Below are 26225 nucleotides of genomic sequence, written 5' to 3'. Positions count from 1 at the left end.
CCGCGACGACCAGGGCGGGGCGTGGAGGTACAGGATCGCCGCAGCGTACGTCTCGTGCCGGTCGTCACGGTGCAGAGCACGAATCCGGTGGTCACCCGGACCGTTGCGGCCGCCGCGTTGCCGCACCTGCCGAGTTGACGAAGCACTGGTCCGTCGAACCCGACCTCAGTGAGTCTCGTCCGAGTCTTCGGTTGGCTGTATGAGTCGGTCGGACATGGTGCTGGTGATGAACTTGGGGATCGCTGGGGCGAATAGTTTGAGGTAGGAGTCTATCCATTCATGGCGGGAACTCAGGAATGGGAAGTCAGTGGGGGCCATATGACGAACGGCGAGCATGGGCAGTGGCGCGTCGAGTGCGGGGAAGGCCGGGTTGTGCAGCCCCGGGACGGTGCACCCCGGATAGAACTGACCCAGCATCAGACCCTTTTCAACGAACCGAGACTTCTGTTCATGTTGAATCGCGTCGATATCGGTGTATTCGGTGAGGTCCGGGAAGACCGCGAGCAGAGCCTTGAGCCTGGACTCGGGTTCGTCCCGGGGCTCCAAGGTGGGGAACAGGCTGAACAGATCGTCGATGACTGCCGTCAGCTGCTCGACATCGATGGAACGACCTTCGATGAATGCGGCCCACAGGAAATTGTTCGAGATGGCGCGGCTGGTGTATGGACAGACCGGGCCGGATCGACCGAGGTCGGGGTGCGGCCGACACAGATATTCGAGAGTCCACCTACGCAATTCGGCAGCACTGGGGTGCGAGCCGATTCGCGACGTCGGTGGATCGGGAGCGAACAGGTTGACTGGCTCGACGCCGGAACGTGTCCCGACGATTCGGTCGGTTCTCATGAGCGGCTTGTCCTTGCAGAGGTGGGGGGCTCTGGCGGGGTTCGGGATGAGCGGAAGTGCTCGGTGAGCACGAATCCGATCGCGCGCAGCGAGTCGGGCTCGATCATCCGTTCGTGTCGGACCGGAATGCGATGTTCGGTGATCCGGCCGGTGATGAGGTTGTTCCAAGCCAGGACCGGGGAGGGGCCGTCCGCTGTGTCGGCGGCAGCGCTGAAGTAGATCAGGTCACCGTCGAAGGGAGTCGGCCGGTGATTCCACGTGAGGTCGACGAGCCGGGCGTAGTCGTCGTGCAGGATCACCAGATGCTCGGGGGTCACCGCGGTGAACAGCCCGCCTTGCCGGTGTAGCAGTTCGGCTGCGGCCGCGGCGGTGATATCAGCCGGGCCCGGTGGCACGTCGAGGCCGGCGAACTCGGCGAGCAGCTCCGCGATCGTAGGAGTGGGCAAGCGGACGGTGCTCGCGGTGACGACGCGGGTATCCATCATGGCCAGGGTGGCGACGGTCTCACCGATGCCACGGAGTCGGACGGCGATCGCATGCGCGATGGTGCCGCCGAGCGAGTAGCCGAGCAGGTGGTACGGGCCGTGCGGTTGGACAGCCCGGATCTCTCGGACGTAGCGGGCGGCCAGCTGGTCGAGCGTCTCGAACTGCGCGGTGGCGTCACTGAATGCCGGGGATTGCAGACCGTACACGGGGTGGTCGAGGTCGAGGTGCTGCACGAGTCCGCTGAAACCCCAAGCCAATCCGATGGCGGGGTGGACGCAGAACAGTGGCGGCGCGTCCCCGGTGGCGCGCAGGGGGAGAACGACGGACAGCGCGTCGCCGGGGTCCTGCTCGTCGAAGCCGTAGCGGCCGAGGTCGATGCGGCGGGCCAGCGACTCGGGCGTCGGGTCGGTGAAGATCCACTGAACCGGCACGTTGACACCGGTCGACTCCGCCAGCCGCGCCACCAGCTCGGCCGCGGCAAGCGAGTTGCCACCGAGGGTGAAGAAGCCGTCGTCGAGGCCGACTCGCTCGAGGCCGAGGGTTCGGGTGAAGGCGTCGCACACGGTGGCCTCGAGTGCGGTGGACGGCGGCCGGAACCGAGCAGGTCGCCAGCGGGGTGTGGGCAGGGCTTTGTAATCGACTTTGCCGGTAGAGGTCAGGGCGATTCGGTCGACGATGAGAATGGCGGTGGGGATCATGTGTGTGGCCAGTCGCGTTGCGAGGTGTGCGGTCAGTGTGGCGGTGTCGGTCGTGGTGCCGGGAGTCGGCACGACATAGCCGACGAGCTGATTGCTGCCGTTGGGCCGGGTGTGGATCGTGACGGCGGCCTGGTCGACATCGGGGTGACCGCGGAGCGCGGCTTCGATATCACCGGGTTCGATGCGGTGGCCGTTGATCTCGAGCTGCAGGTCACTGCGACCCGAGAATCGCAGAGTTCGGTCGGTCGTCCAGCTGACCAGGTCGCCGGTCCGATACATGCGTGTCCCGGCAGGACCGTATGGGTCGGGGACGAATCGGGCTGCCGTGGTTGCGGGCTGCCGGTGGTAGCCGCGGGCGAGGCCCGGTCCGGACACGTACAGTTCGCCGACCACTCCGGCCGGGACCGGACGCAATCTGCGGTCGAGTACGACGGCGGTGAATCCGAGCACGGGCCCGCCGAATGTCGCCGGGCCGCCGCCCGTGGTTGTGGTCAAAGGAGCATGGCCGCAACTGACGATTGTGGTTTCGGTAGCCCCGTATGCGTTGAGCACGGTGCGGCCCGGCGTCCACTGTGCTGCCAGATCGGGCGGACAGGTCTCGCCGCCGAGGATCAGGGTGTCGAGGGTGTCGAGTTCGTCCGGGTGCAGTGATGCGAGCACGGTGGGAGTGACGGCGGCATGGGTCACGTGTTCGGCATTGATCAACTCGGTCAGTTCGGCGCCGGCGGCTACCGACGCGGGGGCGAGCACGAGGGTGGCACCGGCCGTGGTCGCGGTGAGCCATTCGAGGATCGAGACGTCGAAGGTCGGGGAGGCGGCGGCCAGCATCCGAGAGGCAGGGGTCAGGCCGAACCGCTCCCGTATTTCGGTGGCCAGGTTCGCTATCCCGGTATGGGTGACCACGACCCCTTTGGGGGTCCCGGTGGAGCCTGAGGTGTATATCAGGTATGCCGGATGCTCAGGCCGTAACGGGGTCGCGCGCTCGGCGTCATCAATCGCTGTGGGGTCCGCCGCCGCCGTGGTCGCGTCGAAGGTGGGATCGTCGAGGGCGAACCATCCGAGCGCATCCGATAACCGATCCCGGTAGGTCTCGAGGGTCAGGCCCACGGCGGCACCGGAGTCGGTGAGGATGCGCGTGACCCGGTCGCGAGGATGGGCGGGGTCGATCTGAACGAACGCGCCGCCGGTCTTGGCGACCGCCCACACGGCGATGATGGCGTCGATCGAGCGCGGTAGCGCTACCGCGACTATCGCTTCCGGTCCAATCCCCATATCGATCAATGCCCGCGCCCACCGGTTGGAGGTTTCATCGAGTTCGCGGTATGACAGCCTTACACCGTTGCCGACCAGCGCTTCTGTACCCGGCGTCGTCGTGACCGCGTCCGACAACACCTGCGGCAACACCGACATCACCGTGCCGGGCCGACCGCGGACGGGCACCAGCGTGGCCTGCTCGACGGGCGACAGCAGCTGCAGTTCGGTCAGCGGGAGGTCGATATGCGTGGCGATGGCGTCGAGCACCCGCAGCACTCGGTCGGCGAGGGCGTCGATCTGCTGTCGAGTGAACAGTTCAGGCAGGTATTCGAAGCTCAGGTGCAGCCGAGTGTCGTGGTGAACGATCAGGCCGAGCGGATAGTGCGCGGCGTCACGTCCTTGGATGTCGAGGACGTGCATTCCGGCGATGTCGATGTCTTCGGACAGCCCGGTCCGGTCGACCGGGTAGGACTCGAAGACGGTCACGGTGTCGAACATCGCGCCGGGGCCGGCCACCTGCTGGATCCGGGCGAGTCCGAGATGGTGATGGTCGAGTAGCGCCGCTTGTTCGGTTTGGATTCGCCGCAGTAGTCGGGCGAGGCTTTCGCGGTGGTCGAGCCGGACCCGCACGGGCACGGTGTTGACGAACAGGCCGATCATCGATTCGATGCCGGGAAGCTGTGGCGGACGCCCGGAAACGGTCGTGCCGAAGACCACGTCTTCGCGGGTGGTCGCGTTGGCGAGCACGAGCGCCCAGGCCGCCTGGATGACGGTGTTGAGGGTGGCCTCTTGTTGGTTGGCCGCGGCGACCAGGGCCGCGGTGCGGTTCTGGTCGAGCTGCACCCGCACTTCGTGTCCGTCGGCGGTGGGCCGGCGGCCACGGTCCGCAGGGGCCAGCAGAGTCGGCTCGGCCACACCGTCGAGTGCTTGTGCCCACGCGGTTTCGGCACCGGCCCGGTCCTGGTTGTTCAGCCACACCAGGTAATCGCGATAGGGACGCATCGGGGGCAGTGCCGAGGGGACGCTGTCGCCGGCGTAGAGGATCAGCAGTTCCCGAATCAGCAGTGGTGTGGACCAGCCGTCTATCAGGATGTGATGGATGCTCAACACCAGGCGGTACTGCTTGGGGGCGATGCTGATCAGCGTCAGGCGTAGCAGTGGCGCCGAGGCCACGTCGAAATGGCGGTCGCTTTCCATGACCTGTTCGAGTGCGGCAGCGATGTCGTCGCGCTCGGCCAAGTCGACTTCGGCGAACGGCACCTCGACATGCCGGTACACCACCTGGACCGGCTCGTGGGCGCCGTCGCGCACGAATGCGGTCCGTAGGTTCGGGTGCCGTCCGAGGAGAGTTTGCGCGGCGCGGCGCAGCCGGTCCGCGTCGACGTGTCCGCCGAGTTCCACACAGAGTTGCACGATGTAGGCGTCGGGTGCGCCGTCGGCGAGCTGGGCGTGGAACAGCAGCCCCGCCTGCAGCGGCGTGAGCGGCCAGACGTCGTCCAATGCATGATGTCGGGTCTCCAGCCGGTCGATCGCGGCCTGGTCGAGGTCGACGAGGCCGATATCGGAGGGCGTCAGCCCGCCGACACCGGGCCGGGACGCGTGCGCGGCGAGAGCCGTCACGGCGTCGCGCCACAGTTCGGCGAGGTCGGTGACTTCGGCGGAGGTGAGCACGCCGGTCGGGTAATCCCAGGCGGCGGTCAGGGCGGGGCCGTCCGATGTATCCGCGGTGGCCGCGTTGACGCCGAGCACGGCTGCCGCGGACGCGTCGGGATTCTGGCTTCCGCCGCCGTCGGTTGCGGCACCGGCGGGCATCCATCCGCTGTCGCGCAACTGCGCGGGAATGGTGTCGAAACGACCGAGATAGTTGAAGCTCACCTGCGGGGTCGGCAGCGCACGCAGGATGGGGGCGGTATCCGCGTTGAGGTAGCGCAGCAGCCCGTAGCCGATCCCGCGATCGGGGATCGCGCGGAGTTGTTCCTTGACCGATTTGACGACCGCCGCCGCGGCAGCGCCCGCTGCGAACGCGTCGTCGACGTCGATACCGGACAGGTCGAGCCGCACCGGGTAGGTGGTGGTGAACCATCCGACCGTGCGGGTGAGGTCGGCGCCGGGCAGCACCGTGTCGTGCCGACCGTGGCTTTCGAGGGTGAGCAGCGTTTCGGTCACGTTGTCGCCGTGCCGGCGCCGCCATCGCGTCAGTGCCAGAGCGAGTCCGGCTATGAGGGCGTCGTCCACACTGCCGCGGAATATCCGGGGCAGTGTGGTGAGCACGGCGCGGGTCACCGAGGTCGGCAGCGTCACCTCGACAGTGGCGACCGTCGCTTGCACGTCCACCTCCGGGTCGAGCGGGCGGGCACCGATCGCCGGATCAGCGGTACCGAGGGCGGATCGCCACCAGTCGAGTTCATCGAGGCGCTCGGCCGCGGTGCTGAGGCCGTACGCCCAGCGTCGCATCGAGGTGCCGACGGGCGCGAGCCGCGGCCGTTGCCCGGCACTGACCTGGGCCCATGCCGAGGCGAGGTCGGGAATCAGAATTCTCCACGACACACCATCGACGACCAGGTGGTGTGCGACGACGAGCAGGCGTCCCGGCCGTTCGGCCCAGTCGAACCAGACCAGCTGCAGCACGATTCCGCTGCCGGGGTCGAGGCGTTCGGCGGCCGCGTTCGCCTCGGCGGCGGCGATCGCGGCGAAGGCGGCGCTCTCCGGTGCCGCCTGCACCGACACGCGCCGGATCAGCCCGGCGGCGGTCATCGCGGCCGGCCGCACCTGCAATATCCACCCGGACGGGTGCGTGGGTTCCGGACGCACTCGGGCCCGCAGCATGTCGTGGTGATCGATCACCGCTTGAACAGTGGCCCCGATCCCGGTCATGTCTATGCCGCTCGGCAGCGTGAGCATCACCCACTGGCAGAAACGGTCGAACCCGCCACGCTCGAACATCCAACACATGATCGGTGTCAGTGGTACCGGTCCCACGCCTGCTCCTGGGAGTTCCGTCGGGAGGGGGACCGCCTTCGTGCTGTCCCGGCCCGCGACCTGAGCCAGTCCGGCGACCGTCTTCCGCTCGAACACCTCCCGCGTGGAGCACACCAGACCTGCTGCCCGGGCTCGGGTTACCAACTGGATCGACATGATGCTGTCGCCGCCCAGGGCGAAGAACGAGTCATCGAGACCGACCGTGTCGACGCCCAATACCTCGGCGAACAGTCCGGCCAGGGTTGTCTCCACGTCGGTGATCGGCGCTCGGAATTCGGCTCGACCCGTAGTGAAGTCCGGCTCGGGTAGCGCGGCGCGGTCGAGCTTGCCATTCTGGGTCACCGGCAGCGTGTCGAGCACCACGATGGCCGCGGGCACCATGTACGAGGCCAGCCGCTGGCCGGCGAAAGCGAGGACCGCGGCCGGGGCGAGGTCGACGCCGGGCTCGGGTACCACGTACCCCACCAACCGGTCACCGGCGGGGCTCCGGTGGATGGTCGCGGCCGCGCGCGCCACACCGGAGGCCAGCAAACCCGATTCGACCTCGCCGAGCTCGATGCGGAAACCACGGAGCTTGACCTGGAAGTCGGCCCTACCCACGTAGTCGAGCGCCAGATTCCCCTGCGGTAGCCGCAGCCACCGCGCCAGGTCACCGGTCCGATACATGCGCTGTCCCGGCTCCGCGAACGGATCGGCGACGAACCGCGCCGCCGTCAGCCCCATTCGGTTGCGGTAACCACGAGCCAGCGCGGGACCCGTGAGATACAGCTCGCCGACGACTCCGACGGGCACCGGCCGCAACCAGGCGTCCAGCACGACCTGCCCGACCCCGCGGATAGGTTCGCCGACCGTTACCGGCTCGCCTGCCACCAGCGGCGCACTGGCGTCGGTCAGGATGGTGGCCTCTGCCGGACCGTAGGTGTTGAACAATCTCCGGCCCGGCGCCCACCGTGACACCAGGTCCGGTGGTGGCGCTTCACCACCGACCACGACGGTCTCGAGGTTCTCCAGACCGACGGGGTCGACCGTCGCCAAGGCCGTCGGCGTCATCGCGGCGTGGGTCACCCGCTCACTCGACAGGATCCGCGCCAGCTCGTTCCCGCCGTAGACACTCGGCGGTGCGATCACCAGCCGGCCACCCGAGGTGAACGCCCAGAGCATTTCCAGGACCGCCGCATCGAAACTCGGCGACGCGACATGCAGTACCCGCGCGCCGGGCTCGATATCGAACCGCGAACATTGCTCGGCCACCAGATCAGCCAACCCTTGGTGCGAAACCACCACCCCTTTGGGCACACCCGTCGAACCGGAGGTGTAGATCAGGTACGCCGCATGGTCGAGCCGGATCGGCCTTGTTCGCTCCGCATCGGTCACCGGTGCCGCGGACGCCTCGCCTTCGGCCGCAGCCTCGTCGAGGAGCAACCACGGCACCGATCCCGGCAATTGATACCGCCACTGGGACAAGGTGATTCCCACCGCCACGCCCGAATCGATGAGCATGTGTTCGATCCGGCCGGTCGGATACTGCGGGTCTACCGGCACGAATGCCGCCCCTGACTTCGCCACCGCCCATACCGCGAGCACCGACTCGACCGATCGCGGCAGGCCCACCGCGACAGTGGCCTCCGGCCCCACACCCCGAGCGATCAGCAACCGTGCCAACCGATTCGACTGGGCATCGAGCTCGCCGTAGGTCCACCGCCGATCCTCGTACACCACCGCGACCGCTCCGGGATCTCGCTCGGCCGTCGCCGTCAACAGCTCCGGCAACACTCGCCCCGGCACCGCGGGGGAGCCCGACACCGGTGTCAACTCCCGGTATTCCGCGGCGGAGAGCAGGTTCAGGCGGGCCAGCGGTAGATCCGGGTCGGTTGCGACGACGCCGAGCACGCGCTGGACTCGCCGCAGGGTTGCGTTCATAGTTTCGTGGTCGAACAGTTCGGGCAGGTACTTGATCTTCAGGTGCAGTCGGGTATCGACCTGTGCGACCAATCCCAGCGGATAGTGCGCGCCGTCCATGCCCGAGACGTCGACTACTCGCATGCCCGCGATATCGGTGTCCGCCGTCAGCCCGAAACGGTCGATCGGGAACGACTCGAACACTGTCATCGTGTCGAACACCGCCCCAGGCCCGGCCACCCGCTCGATTTCGGTGAGGCCGACGAACTGGTGGTCGAGCAGGGCCGTCTGTTCGGTCTGGATTCGGTCTAGCAGCTGTCCGAGGGTTTCGTCGGGGTTCAGACGGACGTGCACCGGCACCGTGTTGATGAACAGTCCGATCATCGATTCGATGCCCGTGATCCGCGGGGACCGTCCGGAGACCACGGCACCGAACGTCACGTTGTCCCGAGAGGTCAACGTGCCCAACACGATTGCCCATGCCAGCTGGATCACGGTGTTGAGGGTGACGCCACGGGCCCTTGCGAGGCTCGTCAGCGCCGTGGTCTGCTCCTCGGTCAGCTCGCCGAGCACATCGCGGGATTCGGTGTAGCGGCGGGTGGGATCGGCTTGCGCCACCAGGGTCGGCTCCTCGGCACCCTCGAACGCGCGGGCCCAGGCATCGAGCGCCGCGGCCGGGTCCTGCCCGGCGATCCAGGCCAGGAAGTCCCGGTAGGGGCGGACGTCGGGCAGCATCGCGGCATCGCCGTTGGTGGCGTAGAGCACCAGCAACTCCTTCAGGAGCAGCGGCGTCGACCAGCCGTCGAGCAGCAGGTGATGATTGGTCAGGACCAGTCGGTAGCGCTGCGGCCCGGTGGTGACGAGCATCCAGCGCAGCAGGGGGGCGCGAGCGGGATCGAACCTGGTTGCCCGGTCCGCCGCCAAGAGCAGCTCCCACTCGCGATCGCGTGCACTGTCATCGAGCCCGGACAGGTCGAGCTCCGACCAGGCGGCTTCGACATCGTGCTGGATCACCTGCACCGGCCCGACATCGGCGTCGAAGGCGGTGCGCAGATTCGCATGCCGGTCCAGCAGCACTTGTCCGGCTCGGCGCAGCCGCTCCGAATCGACTTGTCCGCGCAGTTCGAGGACCAGCTGGGTCAAGTAGGCGTCCACCGACTCCACCGACACCAACGCGTGGAACAGCAACCCCTCCTGCAACGGCGTCAGTGGCCAGATGTCGCTCAACGCCGGGTACCTGTTCTCGAGTCGCTCGATTTCGGCCTGCCCGAGCCTGACCAGATCGAGATCCGATGGTGTCCGTCCCCCGTCACCGGCAGTGCGGGCATGGTTCGCCAATGCGGTCAATGCCCGGCACCACGACTGCGCCACCGCGGACACCTCGTCCGCGGTGAGCACTTCGGCGGGATAGGACCAGATGGCCCGCAACCGCGGCCCTTCTCCGTCGTCGCGGGTGCAGGCTTCGATGTCGAGCACCGCCGACACCGGCATATCCGGATTCCGCGCACCGACGATTTCGCCGCCGTCCACCGGCAGCCATCCGACCGCCGGAACCCCTTCGGGAATCCCGGTGGAGACGCCGCCGAGGTAGTTGAATCCGATCTGCGGCGTCGGCTGCGCAGCGAGTGTCGAGCGGGTGTCGTCGTTGAGGTACCGGAGCAAGCCGTAGCCGATCCCGTGGTCGGGGATGGCGAGCAGTTGTTCCTTGACGGACTTGACCGCTGCGCCCATGGCCGGACCGCCCGCGCACGCGTCGTCGATATCGATCCCCGCCAGATCCAAACGCACCGGATAACTCGTGGTGAACCAGCCGACCGTCCGGGTCAGGTCCGAGCCCGCGACGACGTCTTCCTGGCGACCGTGCCCTTGGAGACCGATCACCATATCCGTCAGCGCCGCGGTCTCCGGTTCCCGTTCGCGCCGCCACTTCGTCACCGCCACCGCCAGCGCGGCCAGCAGTCCATCGCCCACCCCGCCGTGGAACGTCGCGGGCACCTCGGTCAACAGCGTCTCGGTCATCTCGGGGGACAGCTCGATCTCGACCGTCCGAGCGGTGGCCGCAACGTCGATCGCGGGGTCGAGGGTTCGCGACCCGATCATCGGATCGGGCCCGTCGGCGGTTGCTCGCCACAGTTCGAGCTCAGCGGTGCGTTCCGGCTGTTGTGCCGCCTCGACCAGCCCATAGGACCACCTGCGCATCGACGTCCCGACCGGGGCCAGATCGGGTGGCTCGCCGGATGCGATCCGCGCCCACGCGACCGCGAGGTCGGCCACCAGCACTCGCCAGGAAGCCGTATCGATCACCGAATGATGCACCAGCACCAGGACTCGGCCCGGTTCCGCCGTGTGCACCGGATCGAACCAGACCACCTGCAGCACGATCCCGGCGTACGGATCGAGCCGGTCGGCAGCGGAAGTCGATTCCGCCGCCGCCGATGTCGGGAACTCGGTGCTGGCTTGTATCGGCACCCGGTGGATGACGTCGTCGGCGCGAATCGTTCCTATCGGCAGCACATCCCACGCTCTGCGCCCGTCGTCGTACGAGAGCCGTGCACGCAGCATGTCGTGCCGATCGATTACCGCCTGCACGGTGTTCGCCAGCCGCTGCCGGTCGATTCCCCTCGGCAGATTCAGCATCATCGCCTGCGAGTAGCGGCCGAACTTCGACTCGGTCCGTTCGAGTAGCCGTCGCATGCTCGGTGTCAGCGGTACCGGTCCCACACCTGCGCCGGGCAGTTCCGTCACAAGGGACGTCGCGGTGCCGTCGCGGACCGCGACCTCGGCCAGTTCGGCGACCGTCTTTCGCTCGAACACATCGCGTGCGGAGAACGCCACACCGGCTGCCCTGGCTCGGGCAACCAACTGGATCGACATGATGCTGTCGCCGCCGAGGGCGAAGAAGGAGTCGTCGAGACCGATTGTGTCGATGCCGAGTACGTCGGTGAATGCTTGGGTGATGGTGTGTTCGGTTGGTGTTCGGGGTGCTCGGAAGGGTTTGTGGTCGGTGAAGATTGGTTTGGGTAGTGCTTTTCGGTCGAGTTTGCCGGTTGGTGTCAATGGGATGTGGTCCAGGACCGTGATCGAGGTTGGGACCATGTAGGACGGTAGGTGGTCGGTGAGGTATTGGGTGAGGGTTGTGGTGTCGATGGTGTGGTCGGGTGTGGCGAGGACGTATGAGATGAGTGTTTGGGTTCCGGTGTTGTTGTGGTGGCCGATGGTGGTGGCGTAGGCGACGGTTTCGTGGGTGGTGAGTGTGGTGTCGATTTCGCCGAGTTCGATGCGTAGGCCGCGGATTTTCACTTGGAAGTCGGATCGGCCGAGGTGTTGGATTGTGCGGTTGGTGGTCCAGCGGACGATGTCGCCGGTGCGGTACATGCGTCGGCTGGGTATCCAGGGGCAGGCTACGAATCGTTCGGCCGTCACATTTGTTCGATGGTGGTATCCACGGGCCAGCAAATCGCCGGCGACATACAATTCGCCGGCTACACCAACGGGTACCGGTTGCAGCCGTTGATCCAACACCCATGCCGAGACACCACGGATCGGGTGGCCGATCGTGACCAGCTTTCCGGCCGCCAAGACGGCCCGCGTCGCGGTGACGGTGGTTTCGGTTGGACCGTAGTCGTTGCACAGCTTCCGGTCGCTGCCCCAGCGTTCGACCACCTCACTGCCGTAATTCTCACCGCCGACGATCAGGTGTCCCAGATCCGGTAGTGGCCAGCGGGTGTGGTCGATGGTGGACAGTACCGACGGTGAAATGAGGGCGTGGCTGATGTGTTCGCGTTCGAGCAGTGCGGCGAGTTCATCCCCGCCGTAGACGTCGGTGGGTGCGACGACCATGGCCGCGCCGACGGGCAGGGGCAGCAGCATTTCCAGTACCGATACATCGAAGCTGGGTGATGCCAGATGCAGTGTGCGAGAGCTGCGTTCGATCCCCATCAGGTCTTTGTTCGCGGTGGCGCAGTTGCGGAGTCCGCGGTGGGTGACCGCTACGCCTTTGGGGAGTCCGGTTGAGCCGGAGGTGTAGATGACGTAGGCGATATCGTCGATCCGCACGGGACGAACCCGATCGCTGTCAATGATCGGACTGCGGTCGGTCTCGTCGAGGTCGTCCAGTATCAACCAATCGGTGTCGTCGGGTAACTGCGCCCGTACGGACGCGGTCGTAATGCCGATGGCCGCATTGGAATCGGTCATCATGTGGGTGATGCGCTCAGCCGGATAGGTCGGGTCGATCGGCAGAAAAGCAGCCCCCGACTTCGCGACCGCCCAAACCGAGAGCACCGAGTCCACCGAACGTGGAATACCAATCGCAACAACATCTTCCGGCCCGATACCACACCCGATAAGCCGCCGCGCCAACCAATTGGAGCGTTCGTCGAGCTCCCGATAACTCAAACCCTGACCACCACAAACGATCGCAGTAGCATCCGGATCCAGTGCGACCGCCGCCGTCAACAAATCAGGCAACGTGGCAGGCGATGCCGAAGACGCGCCGGAGCGAGTCAACAGATCAGCCCGCTCGGCAGGTTCGAGGACATCGATCACCCCGACAGCAACGGTCGCATCGGCGGTTACCGATTCCAGAATCCGAATCCACCGACGCACAACAGAATCGATCGTCGCGGGATCGAACAAATCCGTCGCATAAGTGACCGCGACAGTCATATCGCCGCTGTCATGGTTTTCCGACAGGATGAATTGCAGGTCGAACCGGGAGACCTCGTTGGGCAGATCGACCATCGAGAGCTCGAGATCGGGGAGCCGCAGCGCTACCGGTTCCAGGTTCTGGAACGCCAGCATCACCTGGAACAGCGGGTGTCGTGCTTGGGACCGCTGTACGACGAGTTTGTCCACCAGCTGCTCGAACGGAACATCGGCGTGTTCGAAGGCGTCCAGATCGGTTTGTTTGATCCGGCCGAGCAGATCGGTGAAGGATTCGTCGAGATCGATCTCGGTCCGCAGTACCAGGGTGTTGACGAACATGCCGATCATGTCGTCGAGTGCGGCTATTCCGCGCCCGGCGATCGGTGTGCCGATCGGAATGTCGGTGGTGCCGCTCAACCGGGCGAGCAGCACCGCCAATGTGCCGTGGATCGCCATGAACAGTGACGAATTATGCTGCCGCGCAAACCGTTCCAATGCCCGCACCAAACCGGCGGGCACCGAGTAATCGACCGTGGCGCCTCGATTCGACAGCACCACCGGCCGCGGCCGGTCGAACGGCAGACGGAGTTCCTCGGCAACGCCGTCCAGAGCCTCGGTCCAGTATCGGATCTGTTCGGCGCCCAGCGATTCCGGATCGCCGGGCGCGCCGAGGATGGCTCGTTGCCACAGTGCGTAGTCCGCGTACTGGACCGGTAGTGGTGCCCACGCTGGGGCCGCCCCGCGGATCCGGGCGGCATAAGCGGTCGTCACGTCGCGCGCCAGCGGCGTCATGGAGAAGCCATCCGCGGCGATGTGGTGCACCACGACGGCCAGTACGTATTCCGGTTGCGTGCCCCCGACAATGCGGAACAACCGGGCACGCGCGGGCGCCTGGGTGGTCACATCGAAGCCTTCGGCGACGAATTCGGTTACCGTCTCGACCAACTGGCTCGGCGCGACCGGCACCACGATCAGTTCGCGGTCCACGTTCTCGACGGGCTCGATCAGTTGGATCAGCGTTCCGTTGAGATCCGGGTACCGCGTTCGCAACGACTCGTGCCTACCCAGCACGTCGATAACCGCCGAGTGCAGGGCGTCGACGTTCAAGTCGCCACGCAGCCGAATGGCGATCGGCATGTTGTATGCACCCGACGCGGTGTCGTACTGATTGAAGAACCACATCCGTTGTTGGGCTGGCGCCAACGGCACGAGATCGGGGCGCGGCCCGGCGATCAGCGGTGGGCGTCTGCGCCCTGTACCGGCATGCTGCTCTATGCGAGTGGTGAGTTCCGCGACTGTGGAAGCCTCGAACAACAGTCGCACCGGAATCTCGGCATCCAATGCGGCCCCGAGTCGAGCCGCGACGCGGGTCGCGACCAAGCTGTCGCCGCCGAGGGCGAAGAAGGAGTCGTCGAGACCGATTGTGTCGATGCCGAGTACGTCGGTGAATGCTTGGGTGATGGTGTGTTCGGTTGGTGTTCGGGGTGCTCGGAAGGGTTTGTGGTCGGTGAAGATTGGTTTGGGTAGTGCTTTTCGGTCGAGTTTGCCGGTTGGTGTCAATGGGATGTGGTCCAGGACCGTGATCGAGGTTGGGACCATGTAGGACGGTAGGTGGTCGGTGAGGTATTGGGTGAGGGTTGTGGTGTCGATGGTGTGGTCGGGTGTGGCGAGGACGTATGAGATGAGTGTTTGGGTTCCGGTGTTGTTGTGGTGGCCGATGGTGGTGGCGTAGGCGACGGTTTCGTGGGTGGTGAGTGTGGTGTCGATTTCGCCGAGTTCGATGCGTAGGCCGCGGATTTTCACTTGGAAGTCGGATCGGCCGAGGTGTTGGATTGTGCGGTTGGTGGTCCAGCGGACGATGTCGCCGGTGCGGTACATGCGTCGGCTGGGTATCCAGGGGCAGGCTACGAATCGTTCGGCCGTCACATTTGTTCGATGGTGGTATCCACGGGCCAGCAAATCGCCGGCGACATACAATTCGCCGGCTACACCAACGGGTACCGGTTGCAGCCGTTGATCCAACACCCATGCCGAGACACCACGGATCGGCCTACCGATCGTGACCAGCTCGCCCACTGTCAGCGAGGCGCTCAGCGTCGTGGAAATGGTGGTTTCGCTTGGTCCGTATTCGTTGAGCACGACACGGTCACCGCCCCAGCGTTCGACCACCTCACTGCCGTAATCCTCGCCGCCGACCATCAGATACTTCAGATCCGGTAGTGGCCAGCGGGTGTGGTCGATGGTGGACAGTACCGACGGTGAAATGAGGAGGTGGCTGATGTGTTCGCGTTCGAGCAGTGCGGCGAGTTCATCCCCGCCGTAGACGTCGGTGGGTGCGACGACCATGGCCGCGCCGGCAGCCAGCGGCATCAGCAACTCGAGTACTGATACGTCGAAGCTGGGTGATGCCAGATGTAGCGCGCGGGAGCTGGGTTCGATGCCCATGGCAGCCCGGTGAGCCGCGGCGCAGTTGCCGAGTCCGCGGTGGGTGACCGCTACGCCTTTGGGGAGTCCGGTTGAGCCGGAGGTGTAGATGACGTAGGCGATATCGTCGATCCGCAAGGGACGAACACGATCGCTGTCAGTGACGGGCCGGTTGTCATCGGTGTTGGGCCGGTCGCCGGAAGTATCGAGATTGTCCGATATCAGCCAGTCCATATTGTCGGGTAGTTGCGCGTGTACGGATGCGGTTGTAATGCCGATGGCCGCTTTTGAATCGGTCATCATGTGGGTGATGCGTTCGGTCGGGTAGGTCGGGTCGATCGGCAGGAAAGCGGCCCCCGATTTGGCGATGGCCCATACCGCGAGTACCGAGTCCACCGAGCGTGGAATGCCGATGGCGACGATGTCTTCGGGTCCGATGCCGCGCTCGATGAGCTGTCGTGCCAACTGGTTGGAGTGTTCGTCGAGCTCTCGATAGCTCAGTTGTTGTCCGTCGTAGACGATCGCGGTGGCGTCGGGATGGAGTGTGGCTGCTGCCGCCAGCAGATCGGGCAGCGTGGTAGGGGTTGTGGAAGGCGCGCCGGAGCGGGTCAGCAGGTCGGCTCGCTCGACGGGTTCGAGTACGTCGATGACTCCGACGGGAATGGATGGATCGGTCGTTATCGATTCCAGAATCCGAATCCACCGATGCGCAAGAGAATCGATGGTCGCGGCGTCGAACAGAGCCGTGGCGTAGGTGACCGTGACGGTCATATCGCCGCTGTCATGGTTTTCCGACACCAGGAACTGCAGCTCGAAGCGAGACGCCTCTTCGAGAAGATCGATCCCCGACGTCTCGAGAGCGGATTCCGGATTCCGCAACGCCAGCATCACCTGAAGCAGCGACTGCCGGGACCGAGACCGCTGCGGAACGAGTTCGTCCAGCACCTGCTCGAACGGAACATCGGCGTGTTCGAAGGCGTCCAGATCGGTTTGTTCGACACGACCGAGCAGGTCGGTGAACGATTCATCGAGATCAATCTCGGTCCGTAGCACCAGAGTATCGACGAATCCGTCGGCGGCATCGTCGCGCGTGGCGATCGGTGTGCCGATCGGAATGTCGGTGGTGCCGCTCAACCGGGCGAGCAGCACCGCCAATGTGGCGTGGATCGTCGTGAACAGTGACGAATTATGCTGCCGCGCGTACCGTTGCAACGCCGAAACCAGATCGGCACGCAACGGGTACCGCGCGGTGGTGCCTCGCTTCGACAGCGCCGCCCGCCGTGGCCGGTCGAACGGCAGGCGAAGCTCTTCGGGAAGGTCCGCGAGCGCGGCTCGCCAGAACGCCAGATTCTCACGGCGACGCTTGATCCGGGCACCCGCACGGGCGCTGTCGGGGTGAACCTGCTCGAGAGCAGTGTTCGGCGCGGCGGCGAATGCGTCGAGGAACTCCCCGAATCTGGTGCAGTGCGCCGAGAGTTCGGCGTCGGTATAGAGGTTGGGATTAGCAAGGAAGTGCAGGATCGTCCGTGGCGGATCCCCGGTTTGATACAGGTCGATCAGCAAGTCGTCGACCGGCCCCGAGCTGAGGATATGGACTTCCCCGGTCATTGATCCGAACCGGATCTCCTGATAGAAGAACATGACATTCACTACCGGGCCCGCGAAACGCCGCTGCCCGCCGTGGTATCCGGCGGCGGCACGGATATCGGTTAGGCCGAACCGCTGGTGCCGCAACGCCCCCACCAGATCGGACTGCACCCGCCGCGTAACTGTCGCCACGGTGTCGCCCGAATCCAGCAGGAGCGGAAGGGGTGCGACATTGACGAACATCCCGCCGGAGCGCCGCAGTACGGCGTTGGTGCGACCCGAAACGGGAATATTGACCATGACCTCGTCGCGGCCGGTCATCCGGGCCAGGTAGCAGCCGAACGCGGCGATTACCACCGCGGCCGGGCTCGCGTTCAAGGCTTTCGCGGAATGATCGATCCGCTCCACCGTCTCCGGCGAAAGTTCGGCGGTTGTAACCGTGCTGTCCGCGCGGGCAGGTGCGTGCCCGTCGACCAGACTGGACTCGTCCCCGGCGTCGGCGAGTCTGTTCAGCCAGTATTCCTGATCGTCGGCGAACCGCTTGGACTCCCGATAGTCGCGGTCGGCCTGGTACAGGGTGCGTACGTCCGCCGCCCGGTTCGGTTCCGCCGTCCGTCCCCGCCCCGCCGCCGTGTACAGCGCCGCGATGCGGTTCACGATCATCATTCCGGCATAGCCGTCCAACGCGACGTGGTGGATTCTGGTGTACAGCAGGTAATGCCGGTCCCCTACCTGCACAATCGCGGTTCCCACCAACCGGTCCCGCGTCATGTCGAGGGGTGTGGTGTACTCGCGACGCATCCACTCCAAGCCCGCAGCAACGGGATCTGGTGCACCGCGTACATCGATCACAGGCCCCGCGTACTCGAGCGACGGGTCGAAGAACTGATACGGCTCGCCGTCGACCTCTACCAGCCGCAGGTATCCGGACTGGAACTCGTGGCCTGCTCGAATCGACACCTCGCGCAGGAGATCGACATCGAGGTCTCCACGCAAGTCGATGTACTGTGCCTCGGATATCGGCACATCCGGACTCAACTTCTGCGCCAGCCATAACCCGCGCTGCCCAGCGGACAGCGGCACATGCGCTATTGCTGACACGTCCGGCTCGGTAACGCCGCTCGATCCCTCGTCGGGATGTAGCGGTGGTCGCAGAACAGTCATTGAACTTTCCTCTATTCCCGACCACGGCCCAGTCTAAGCTGATTAGTTTGCTATGCAAACCCGGTTTTCGAAATCCGCATCGCGAAATGCTCACCGTATTCATAAGGGTGACAGGGGATGATCTAGATTTTCATCGAGAGCGTTAACCTGGAGGTCGGCCGACCGAATGTATCGCTGTGTGACGCAGGGCCTTCGGTGCTCGATCCGATGACCGAATGCCCTAGCCAGCGATGGTGTATGGCGTATATATAAACGGGCGAAACGTGATTCGAGATGCACAAAACGATATATATTCTGCCGGGGTTGTTAACATAAGGCAGCGGCGTTGCGATGGCCATTTCGTCCGAAATTGGTGATCCGGTCCGTGGAATCGCCGCCCTGATGTCTCACCGGCGCGGCGGTAGTAGCTCATGTGCCACCGCCCGGTTCGCGTCCGGATCTCTATGGCGAGGTGGCTCGGCAGTTCGACCAGCACCGCGGAGCATGTCCGTCGACGGTGATCGAGTCCTGGAAGCTCTTGGCGCGTCGATGAGTATCGGCCTAGCCTGTACTCCCACCGCGCGAAGAGGAGACGACCGTGCCCGACGTCCGGGAAGTGTGGCAGAGCCGAGTCTGGGGGAATCTCGGGGCTCCGGTATACGACTTCGTGCTCGACCATCCGCAGGTGGCCCGGCCTGCGGGACAGGTGATGTGGGGCTGTGATACCCGCCGAATGTATGCGGCGATGGATGTCGTGAATCAGCTGGCGGAGGGTTCGGCGGTGCTGGATCTGCCGGTCGGCGGCGGCGTGACGCTGCGTCGACTCGAGTCCGGTCGCAAGCTCCGCTATGTGGCCGCGGACATTTCCGATGATCAATTGGCGGCGGCGCGCCGCGCGGCCGAGCGCGCCGGGCTGTCCGATATCGACTATGTGCGCGCGGATGTGGTCGACCTGTCCTTCGGCACCGGCGAATTCGATCTGGTAGTGAGTTTCGCGGGCCTGCACTGTATGCCGGATCCAGCCGCCGCGGTCGCCTCGCTCGCCCGGGTGCTCGCGCCGGGTGGACGGCTGGTCGGCAGTTGTGTGGTGCGCGGGGTCCGGCCGCGTTTCGACTTGCACATGCGCGTGATGCGGGCAATGGGCGTATTCGGTCCGTCCGGTACCGCGGCCGAGCTGTCGGGCTGGATCGCCGCGGCGGGTCTGCGCGAGGTCGAGCTGGTGTGCAATGGCGCGCTCGCACAGTTCACGGCCGTGAAGGACTAGCCTCGCGGCTCGTAGCGCGGGCCGACCAGGGCGATGGCCGTATCAACCGCGACGTCGACGATGTCACGGATATCCTTGCCCTCTTCGACCGTGGAGGCGATGAGCTCGCGGAAACCGCCGTAGAGGATGGTCGCCATCTGACGGGTCGGTGGATGTAGTCCGGGAGCTTCGAACCCCGGTGTGGCGGTGAGGCTTTGAATCAGATTGATAAAGGCCTCGCCGACGTCGTGGTGGAGCTGCTGAGCCGCCTCGCCGAGCGCGGGGATGTCCCGAATCCAGGCCAGAGTGATCGTCGGATCCTGATTGGATACGTCGATCCAGGCCTCGATGGCCTGCCGGACCTGGGTGCGCCAGGGTGTGGCCGGATCGACGGCATCGTAGATTTGCTGGATGGTCTCATTGTTGCGCTCGGCCAGCAGCGCGATGAAGCAGTCCTGCTTGCTGTCGAAATGTTCGTAGAAGGTACGGCGGGAGGTGCGCGCATGGCGGACCACATCGGCCACGGTTGTTTCGCGATAACCTCGATCGCGCACGGCCTCGGCCATCGCGTCGAGGAGGCGACGCCGGAATGCGGATTCCGGCGTGCTCTCCGCGGCGATGCTGGCGGCGGGCTCGGCACGGGTCACGAGAATCAGGTTAGTGCGCCCCGCCGCCACGGCGATCATGACCTCACATGTATCGGAATATGGCCGGGTGCGGTGGCCCGGCTCGCGAACCGAATGGTGCCGTCCTCGATCCGCCCGTGGCGCAGTGCGAGCACATCATGCGCGTAGTTCATCCCCAATCGCCAGGGCCGTCGCGATCCGGCTCGCGGAAAGTGGTCGATGGAACGCTGGACGTAGCCGGATTGGAAATTCAGCAGGGGCTCCGTGGCGATACTCGGATCCGGCCACGGCGTGCACTGGTCATAGCCGTTGTCGTCCATATGCCGCAGCAATCGGCACACGAATTCGCCCACCAGATCGGCCTTCAACGTCCAGGACGCATTGGTGTAGCCGACGGTGAAGGCGAAGTTGGGGACGCCGCTCAGCATCATTCCCTTATAGGCCATGGTGTCCGGCAGTGGGATGGCCCGGCCGTCGACGCTGAATTCGATCCCGCCGAAGGCGAGCAATTGCAGACCGGTGGCCGTCACCACGATATCGGCGGGGAGGTCGGCGCCCGAGGCCAGACGCAGGCCGTCGGCGGTGAACTTCTCGACGCGGTCGGTGACCACGGCGGCTCGCCCGGCCCGGATCGCCTGGAACAGATCTCCGTCCGGCACCAGGCAGAGCCGTTGGTCCCACGGGTTGTAGGTCGGTTTGAAGTGGACGTCCACCTCGTATCCGGTCGGCAATTGCGCGGCCGTCTGCTTGCGGATGAAGTTGCGCATCATGCGGGGACGGCGCTGGCTGAGTTGGTAGATGAGCGTGCCGATCAGCACGTTCTTCCAGCGGGTGATCGTATAGGCCCGGCGGGGTCCGAGCCGTTCGCGCAGGCGGATCGCCACCGCGTCTTCAGTGGGCACGGACATGATGTAGGTAGGGGAGCGCTGCAGCATGGTCACCTGCGCCGCCGTCTCGGCCATGGCCGGAACCAGGGTCACCGCGGTGGCCCCGCTGCCGATCACCACGACCCGCTTACCCGCATAGTCCAGGTCGGTGGGCCACTGCTGCGGATGCACGAGTTGGCCACGGAAATCCTCGATTCCGGCGAATTCGGGGGTATAGCCGTGGTCGTAGCGGTAGTAGCCGCTGCACACATAAAGGAAGCCGCAGGTGAATGTCGAGGTGGTGCCCTCGTGTTCGGCGGTCACCGTCCACTGTGCTGCTTCGGTCGACCAGGATGCGCCGATAACCTCGTGCCCGAACCGGATTCGACGATCGATACCGGCTTCGGCCGCGGTGTCACGGATGTAGTCGAGGATGGACGTCCCGTCGGCGATGGCCGCGGCCTGTGTCCACGGGCGGAAACGGTAGCCGAGGGTGTGCATATCGGAATCCGAACGCACCCCCGGATAGCGGAACAGATCCCAGGTGCCGCCGATTGTCGTGCGCGCCTCCAGAATTGCGTAGGTACGCTTCGGGAAGGCCGTCTGGAGGTGGTGCGCCGCGCCGATGCCGGACAGGCCGGCGCCGACGATCAGCACATCGAAATGCTCGGGTCCACCTGTCTCCCGGCCACCACCCATCATCGAATCGCTGCGCGATGCTCTCATGCTGTCACCTCCGCCTTCGCGCGTGCCCGCAGACGCCGCTCCAGCACCGCGAATATGTCGTAGTAGTGCGTTGGTGCAACGCGTGCGAGTGCGTCGAAAACGTAGGCATCCGGCCCGACCAGAATCCGCGACTTCCCGCGTTCGACTCCGCGACAGATGATTTCGGCCGCCTTGTCCGGTGAGGTCAAGGTCATCGCCTCGAACTCAGCCGCTATCTGCTCGCGCGAACGGCCGCGTCCCTCGGGATCCTTGCGCACCCGGGCATTGCGCGCGATGTTGGTGGTGATACCACCCGGATGCACATTCACCGCCGACACTCCCGTGCCGCGAAGTTCCTGGCGCAGTGAATCGGTGAAGCCGCGCACGGCGAATTTCGCCGCGCAGTAAGCACTTTGATTGGGCATTCCGAGCAGCCCGAATACGCTAGAGGTATTCACGATGACACCCTGGTTCTGTTCGACCAGAATGGGCAGGAACGCGCGAGTGCCATTGACCACGCCGTCGAAGTTGATCTGCCGCAGCCATTCATCGTCTTCGGGAACCGCGTCGAGCACCGACGAGCCCACCGCCACGCCGGCATTGTTGAATACCGCCGCCAATGGCTCGGTCAGCCAATCCTCGACCTCGGCGGCGAAGGCGAGTTGGTCGGCGGCATCGCGCACATCGAGAACGCGGACGAGCATCGGACCGGTCAGCGTGGCGGCCGTCTGCTTCAAGCCGACCTCGTCGATATCGGCAATGGCCACGGGTGACCCGCGGCGCGAAAGCAATTGGGCGAGACTGCGGCCGATGCCGGAGGCGGCGCCGGTGATCATGGCGGGACGGCCGGACAGCGGCCTAGCGGTGCGGGGCATCGGTGCTCCTGGCGGTGCGGATGTGGGTGTCGATGAGATCGGTGAGCGTCGGCCGGACGCCGACGGGCAGGTCGTGGCCCATGCCCGGCAGGGTGTGCAGGCGCGCACCTGCGATGGCGCTTGCCGTGACGGTGCCGCCGGTGGGATGCACCATGAGGTCGCGGTCACCGTGCAGGATCAGCGTCGGGGCGACGACGGTGCTGAGTTCCGTGGTGCGGTCACCGGATTTGAGGATGCCGGCGAGCTGACGGCCGACGCCCGGTGCCGGATGGGGATCGCGGTCCCAGGTCGTCGCCGCGGCGGCGCGCACCGCCTGTTCGTCGAACGGATAGCCGTGCGAGCCGATGTGGCGGAACATGCGCACCGAGCGTTCGATGTGTTCGGTGCGTGTGCGAGCAGGTCGGCCGAACATCAACCGCCATGTCGACAGGGCCGGTCGCCCGACCCGTGCCGCACCGGTGGTCGACATGATCGAGGTCAGCGAGGCGACTCGGGCCGGATAGCGGGCGGCCACGGTCTGCGCGATCATCCCGCCGAGCGACATTCCGACCACATGCGCGCAGCTCAGTTCCAGCGCGTCGAGTAGCCCCACGGTGTCGGCGGCCATATCCGAAAGATCGTATTGCGCTGTGTGCCAACGCTTTCGCAAGAAATTGAGCGGACTCGGAGGTGGGAAGCCGAAGTGTGTCGACGCGCCGACATCGCGATTGTCGAAGCGGATGACATCGTAGCCGCGGGCGACGAGGAGTTCACAGAGACCATCGGGCCAGTCGTGCAGTTGCTGACCCAGTCCGGCGACGAGTAGCACCGGAGTCCCGCCATCACCGAGGCGTTCGTAGGCGAGGGTGACGCCGTGGCCCACGTCGGCGAATTGCTGGGTCATGCCGTCACCTGTTCGGCTTTGGCCACGGTCGTGCTGGGCCGGGGCGCGCGGCGATACACCACGGCGCGGCCCTTCTTGGCGGGCACCAGCGCGACACCGCGGAAGTGCGTTCGCTCATCGGCCGCGTCGGTCGGCTCGAGCGTGAAATCCCTTAGCAGCGTGCGCAATACGACATTCATCTCCATGGTGGCGAAGGCCGCACCGATGCAGCGCCGGGCGCCGCCGCCGAACGGAATCCAGCTGAAGGTGCCGGGCCGGACATCGACGAAACGATCCGGATCGAAGGCGCGGGCATTCGGGAACAGCTCCTCGTTGTCGTGCATGAGCCGAATGCTGACCAGCACGTTCTGCCCCTCGGGCAGGGTCCACCGACCCAATTGCATCGACTCCGCGCGGACCTTGCGGAACGTCGAGTCGATGACCGGACGTACCCGTTGCACCTCCAGCAGGGTGGCCTCGCGCAGTGCCGAACCGCCTTCGTCGACCTCGTCGACCAAGCGCCGCAACACTTCCGGATGCCTGCGCAACCGCTCAATGGTCCATGACAGTGTGGTCGCCGTGGTCTCGTGGCCAGCGGTGAGCAGAGTTAGCAGTTCGTCGGCGATCTCGCCGCGGGTCATCGCGGTGCCGTCGTCATAGCGAGCTTGCAGCATCATTGCCAGCACATCGTCGCGGTCGGCAAGCCGCTCGTCGGCGGCGGCGCGGTCGATAAGCCTGCCGACGATCTCGTCGTAGTCGCGGCGGTATGCGGCGAAGCGGGCCCACGGACCATACTGCCCCAAGAACTTTCGCGGCACCGGCAGTGCCGCGAGCGCCGAACCGACCAGCACCAGTCTGGGCAGCAGCTCGCGCAGTTCGTCGAATTCCTTACCTTCGGCGCCGAATACGGCGCGCAGGATCACGTTCATGGTGATCCGCATCATCGAATCCATCGTCGCGAACTCCCGGCCCTGCGGCCAGGTGGCCAGCTCGCGCACCGCCTCTTCCTCGATCAGCGTCTCGTACACCGCGAGGCGACGACCGTGGAACGGCGGAGTGAGCAATTTGCGCTGCTTACGGTGTTCGGCGCCGCGCAGCGAAAAAAGTGAGCCGGGGCCGAGGAACTGCCCGAGATTGAGATCGACATTATCGACCACGTCGGAGCTCGCGGTGAACAGCGCCTTCACCTCGGCCGGTTCGGATAGCACCACGATCCGCCCGAAGCGGGGTAGGTAGGCCGTGAACGCCGAGCCGTACCGCTGATGCAATCTGCGCCACGCGCGGGTGCGGCCCGCCAGCACTTCGATGGCCTGTACGAAGGCCGGAGTCGTCGGCCCGTCGGGCAATTTCACCGTGGTCATGCGGCACCTCCCAGCGCGGTACATCTACGTACCATCTGCACGGTACGCTCACGTACCGGGGTGTGGCAAGGGTCACTTTCGGGATTGCCGCCCGCTTCCGCGGTGCGTGTGGCTAGCGTGAGCGCGTGCGCAAGCATCGTTGGGGCTGGTTCGCCATCCTGGCGTCGGTCATCGTGCTGATCGGCGTCGCCGGACCCGCTCCCGCCCAGCCGGCCGCCGCCGATCTCGTCACCGTCGAGACCGGTCAGTTGCGCGGCATCGTGGCCGCGCAGCATCGACTGTTCGAGGGCGTTCCCTACGCCGCCCCGCCGGTCGGCGAATTGCGCTGGCGGCCACCGGCTCCAGCCGCACCGTGGCCCGGTATTCGAGATGCCGCGGTGACCGGGCCGAGCTGCCCGCAGGACAACGACTTTTACGGGATAGTCGGTGCGAACCCGACGAAATCGGAAGACTGTCTTTATCTGAATGTTTCGACCCCGCGCAACCTGCCCGCCGACGGTGGGGGGCTCCCGGTGCTGGTCTGGATCCACGGCGGCAGTTTCGTTACCGGCTCCGGCGACGTTTACGGCGCCGAGCCGCTGATCGCGCACGGTGACGGTGACCTGATCGTGGTCACGATCAACTACCGGCTCGGCACCCTCGGCTACCTCGCCGCCTCGGCGCTGGACGACGGTTCCGGGCCCGGCAATTACGGCTACCTGGATCAGCAGGCCGCATTGCGCTGGGTGCGGCGCAATATCGCGGCATTCGGTGGTGATCCGGAACGCGTGACGCTGGCCGGCGAGTCGGCCGGCGCGACATCGGTATGCACTCAGATGGTCGCGCCGAGCTCGCGTGGGCTGTTCCGGGCAGCGATCATGGAGAGCGGGCCGTGCAGCCCCGGTGTGCCGGCCGCGACGGCACTGGCAGATGGTGACGCATACGCGGCACGTCTCGGATGCACCGGGCCCGGTACCGCGGCGTGCCTGCGCGCGCTGCCGGTCGATACGTTGGTGGCTGATTCCATCACCCCAACTGTGTACGGGGGCCAGTTCCTACCGTCCGCGCCACAGGTGGCCGTGCGCAACGGCGGCTTCGCCGATGTGCCCACGCTGGTCGGTGCGAACAACGACGAGATGTCGCTGTGGGTTTACATGAAATACGGTGTGCCCCTTGGCAGGCCGCTGACCGCCGCCGGATACCGCGACGCACTGGCCGCCGCCATGCCCGACCTCACGCAGGAGCAACTCGACCGCGTCGAACAGACCTATCCGGCCGCCGACTACCCGGAGCCCGCACTCGCACTGTCACGTGCCTGGACTGATCGCATCCTCACCATGCTGGTTGTCGAATACGAAGGGCTCGGCCCGCGAACCCCCACCTATACCTATTCCTTCGACGACCCGGCGCCGCTCGGCCCACCGAATATCTTCCCGCTGGGCGCGTACCATGCCAGCGAACTGGCATCGCTGTGGAGCCTGCGCGACCTCGGCTGGCTATACGGCGCCGTCCAGACACCGGACCAGCAGCGCCTCGCCGCCGAAATGCGAAGGTACTGGACCCGATTCGCCATTGATGCCCGCCCGGATCCGGCCGGTCTCGAACCGATGCCGGCCTACGACCCGGCTGCGCCGCTCGTCATGTCCTTCCGGCCCAGCGGAAATCGGCTCATCGACTCCTACGCCGCCGACCATCGGGCCGATTTCTGGACGCCCATGCTGCCGCACTGAACTGGGTCGGATCGTGCT

The 26225-nt window shown here is 65.7% G+C and carries 9 protein-coding genes; 2 read left to right on the top strand and 7 right to left on the bottom strand.

All coding sequences use genetic code 11. The annotated features are described in order from the left end of the window. Positions 1–165: 165 nt before the first annotated feature. Positions 166–843: a DUF6875 domain-containing protein gene (locus ACIBJI_RS07590; RefSeq protein ID WP_364351767.1), complete on the bottom strand. Its 678-nt coding sequence runs from the start codon at positions 841–843 to the stop codon at positions 166–168. Further along, positions 840–17981, bottom strand: a complete 17142-nt coding sequence (locus ACIBJI_RS07585) for an amino acid adenylation domain-containing protein (RefSeq protein WP_397083398.1) — start codon at positions 17979–17981, stop codon at positions 840–842. Before ACIBJI_RS07585 ends, ACIBJI_RS07590 begins: the two co-directional genes overlap by 4 nt. Before the next feature lie 577 nt (positions 17982–18558). Between ACIBJI_RS07585 and ACIBJI_RS07580 the strand changes: the two genes are divergently transcribed. After that, on the top strand, positions 18559–19224 hold the full coding sequence (locus tag ACIBJI_RS07580; RefSeq protein WP_364351773.1) for a class I SAM-dependent methyltransferase: 666 nt from the start codon (positions 18559–18561) through the stop codon (positions 19222–19224). Here ACIBJI_RS07580 and ACIBJI_RS07575 read toward each other — a convergent pair. Genes ACIBJI_RS07575 through ACIBJI_RS07555 form a run of 5 tightly spaced genes read right to left on the bottom strand, consistent with a single transcriptional unit; the run spans position 19221 to position 24498 of the window. After that, on the bottom strand, positions 19221–19850 hold the full coding sequence (locus ACIBJI_RS07575) for a TetR/AcrR family transcriptional regulator (RefSeq protein WP_364351776.1): 630 nt from the start codon (positions 19848–19850) through the stop codon (positions 19221–19223). The genes ACIBJI_RS07580 and ACIBJI_RS07575 overlap by 4 nt on opposite strands. A gap of 35 nt (positions 19851–19885) precedes the next feature. Further along, positions 19886–21421, bottom strand: a complete 1536-nt coding sequence (locus tag ACIBJI_RS07570; protein WP_364351779.1) for an NAD(P)/FAD-dependent oxidoreductase — start codon at positions 21419–21421, stop codon at positions 19886–19888. Beyond that, a complete protein-coding gene (locus ACIBJI_RS07565) occupies positions 21418–22275 on the bottom strand; it encodes an SDR family NAD(P)-dependent oxidoreductase (RefSeq protein ID WP_364351782.1) in 858 nt (285 codons plus the stop codon). The genes ACIBJI_RS07570 and ACIBJI_RS07565 overlap by 4 nt, the downstream gene beginning before the upstream one ends. Beyond that, the gene (locus ACIBJI_RS07560) at positions 22259–23158 is read right to left on the bottom strand and encodes an alpha/beta hydrolase (RefSeq protein ID WP_364351785.1); all 900 of its coding nucleotides are present in this window, start codon (positions 23156–23158) and stop codon (positions 22259–22261) included. Before ACIBJI_RS07560 ends, ACIBJI_RS07565 begins: the two co-directional genes overlap by 17 nt. Continuing rightward, positions 23155–24498, bottom strand: a complete 1344-nt coding sequence (locus ACIBJI_RS07555) for a cytochrome P450 (RefSeq protein WP_364351788.1) — start codon at positions 24496–24498, stop codon at positions 23155–23157. The genes ACIBJI_RS07560 and ACIBJI_RS07555 overlap by 4 nt, the downstream gene beginning before the upstream one ends. A gap of 125 nt (positions 24499–24623) precedes the next feature. Between ACIBJI_RS07555 and ACIBJI_RS07550 the strand changes: the two genes are divergently transcribed. Continuing rightward, positions 24624–26207 (top strand): carboxylesterase family protein, encoded by a 1584-nt coding sequence (locus ACIBJI_RS07550; RefSeq protein WP_364351791.1) that lies wholly within the window; start codon positions 24624–24626, stop codon positions 26205–26207. The last annotated feature ends 18 nt before the right edge of the window (positions 26208–26225 follow it).

The organism is Nocardia sp. NPDC050408, from assembly GCF_044458905.1.
Taxonomy (GTDB): Bacteria; Actinomycetota; Actinomycetes; order Mycobacteriales; family Mycobacteriaceae; genus Nocardia.
Note: the sequence above shows the minus strand (reverse complement) of the source record. Positions and strands in the feature narration are given on the sequence as shown.

Coding starts and splice junctions, on each gene's coding strand:
- ACIBJI_RS07590 (WP_364351767.1), bottom strand. CDS start 843: ATGAGAACCGACCGAATCGTCGGGACACGTTCCGGCGTCGAGCCAGTC.
- ACIBJI_RS07585 (WP_397083398.1), bottom strand. CDS start 17,981: ATGACTGTTCTGCGACCACCGCTACATCCCGACGAGGGATCGAGCGGC.
- ACIBJI_RS07570 (WP_364351779.1), bottom strand. CDS start 21,421: ATGAGAGCATCGCGCAGCGATTCGATGATGGGTGGTGGCCGGGAGACA.
- ACIBJI_RS07565 (WP_364351782.1), bottom strand. CDS start 22,275: ATGCCCCGCACCGCTAGGCCGCTGTCCGGCCGTCCCGCCATGATCACC.
- ACIBJI_RS07560 (WP_364351785.1), bottom strand. CDS start 23,158: ATGACCCAGCAATTCGCCGACGTGGGCCACGGCGTCACCCTCGCCTAC.
- ACIBJI_RS07555 (WP_364351788.1), bottom strand. CDS start 24,498: ATGACCACGGTGAAATTGCCCGACGGGCCGACGACTCCGGCCTTCGTA.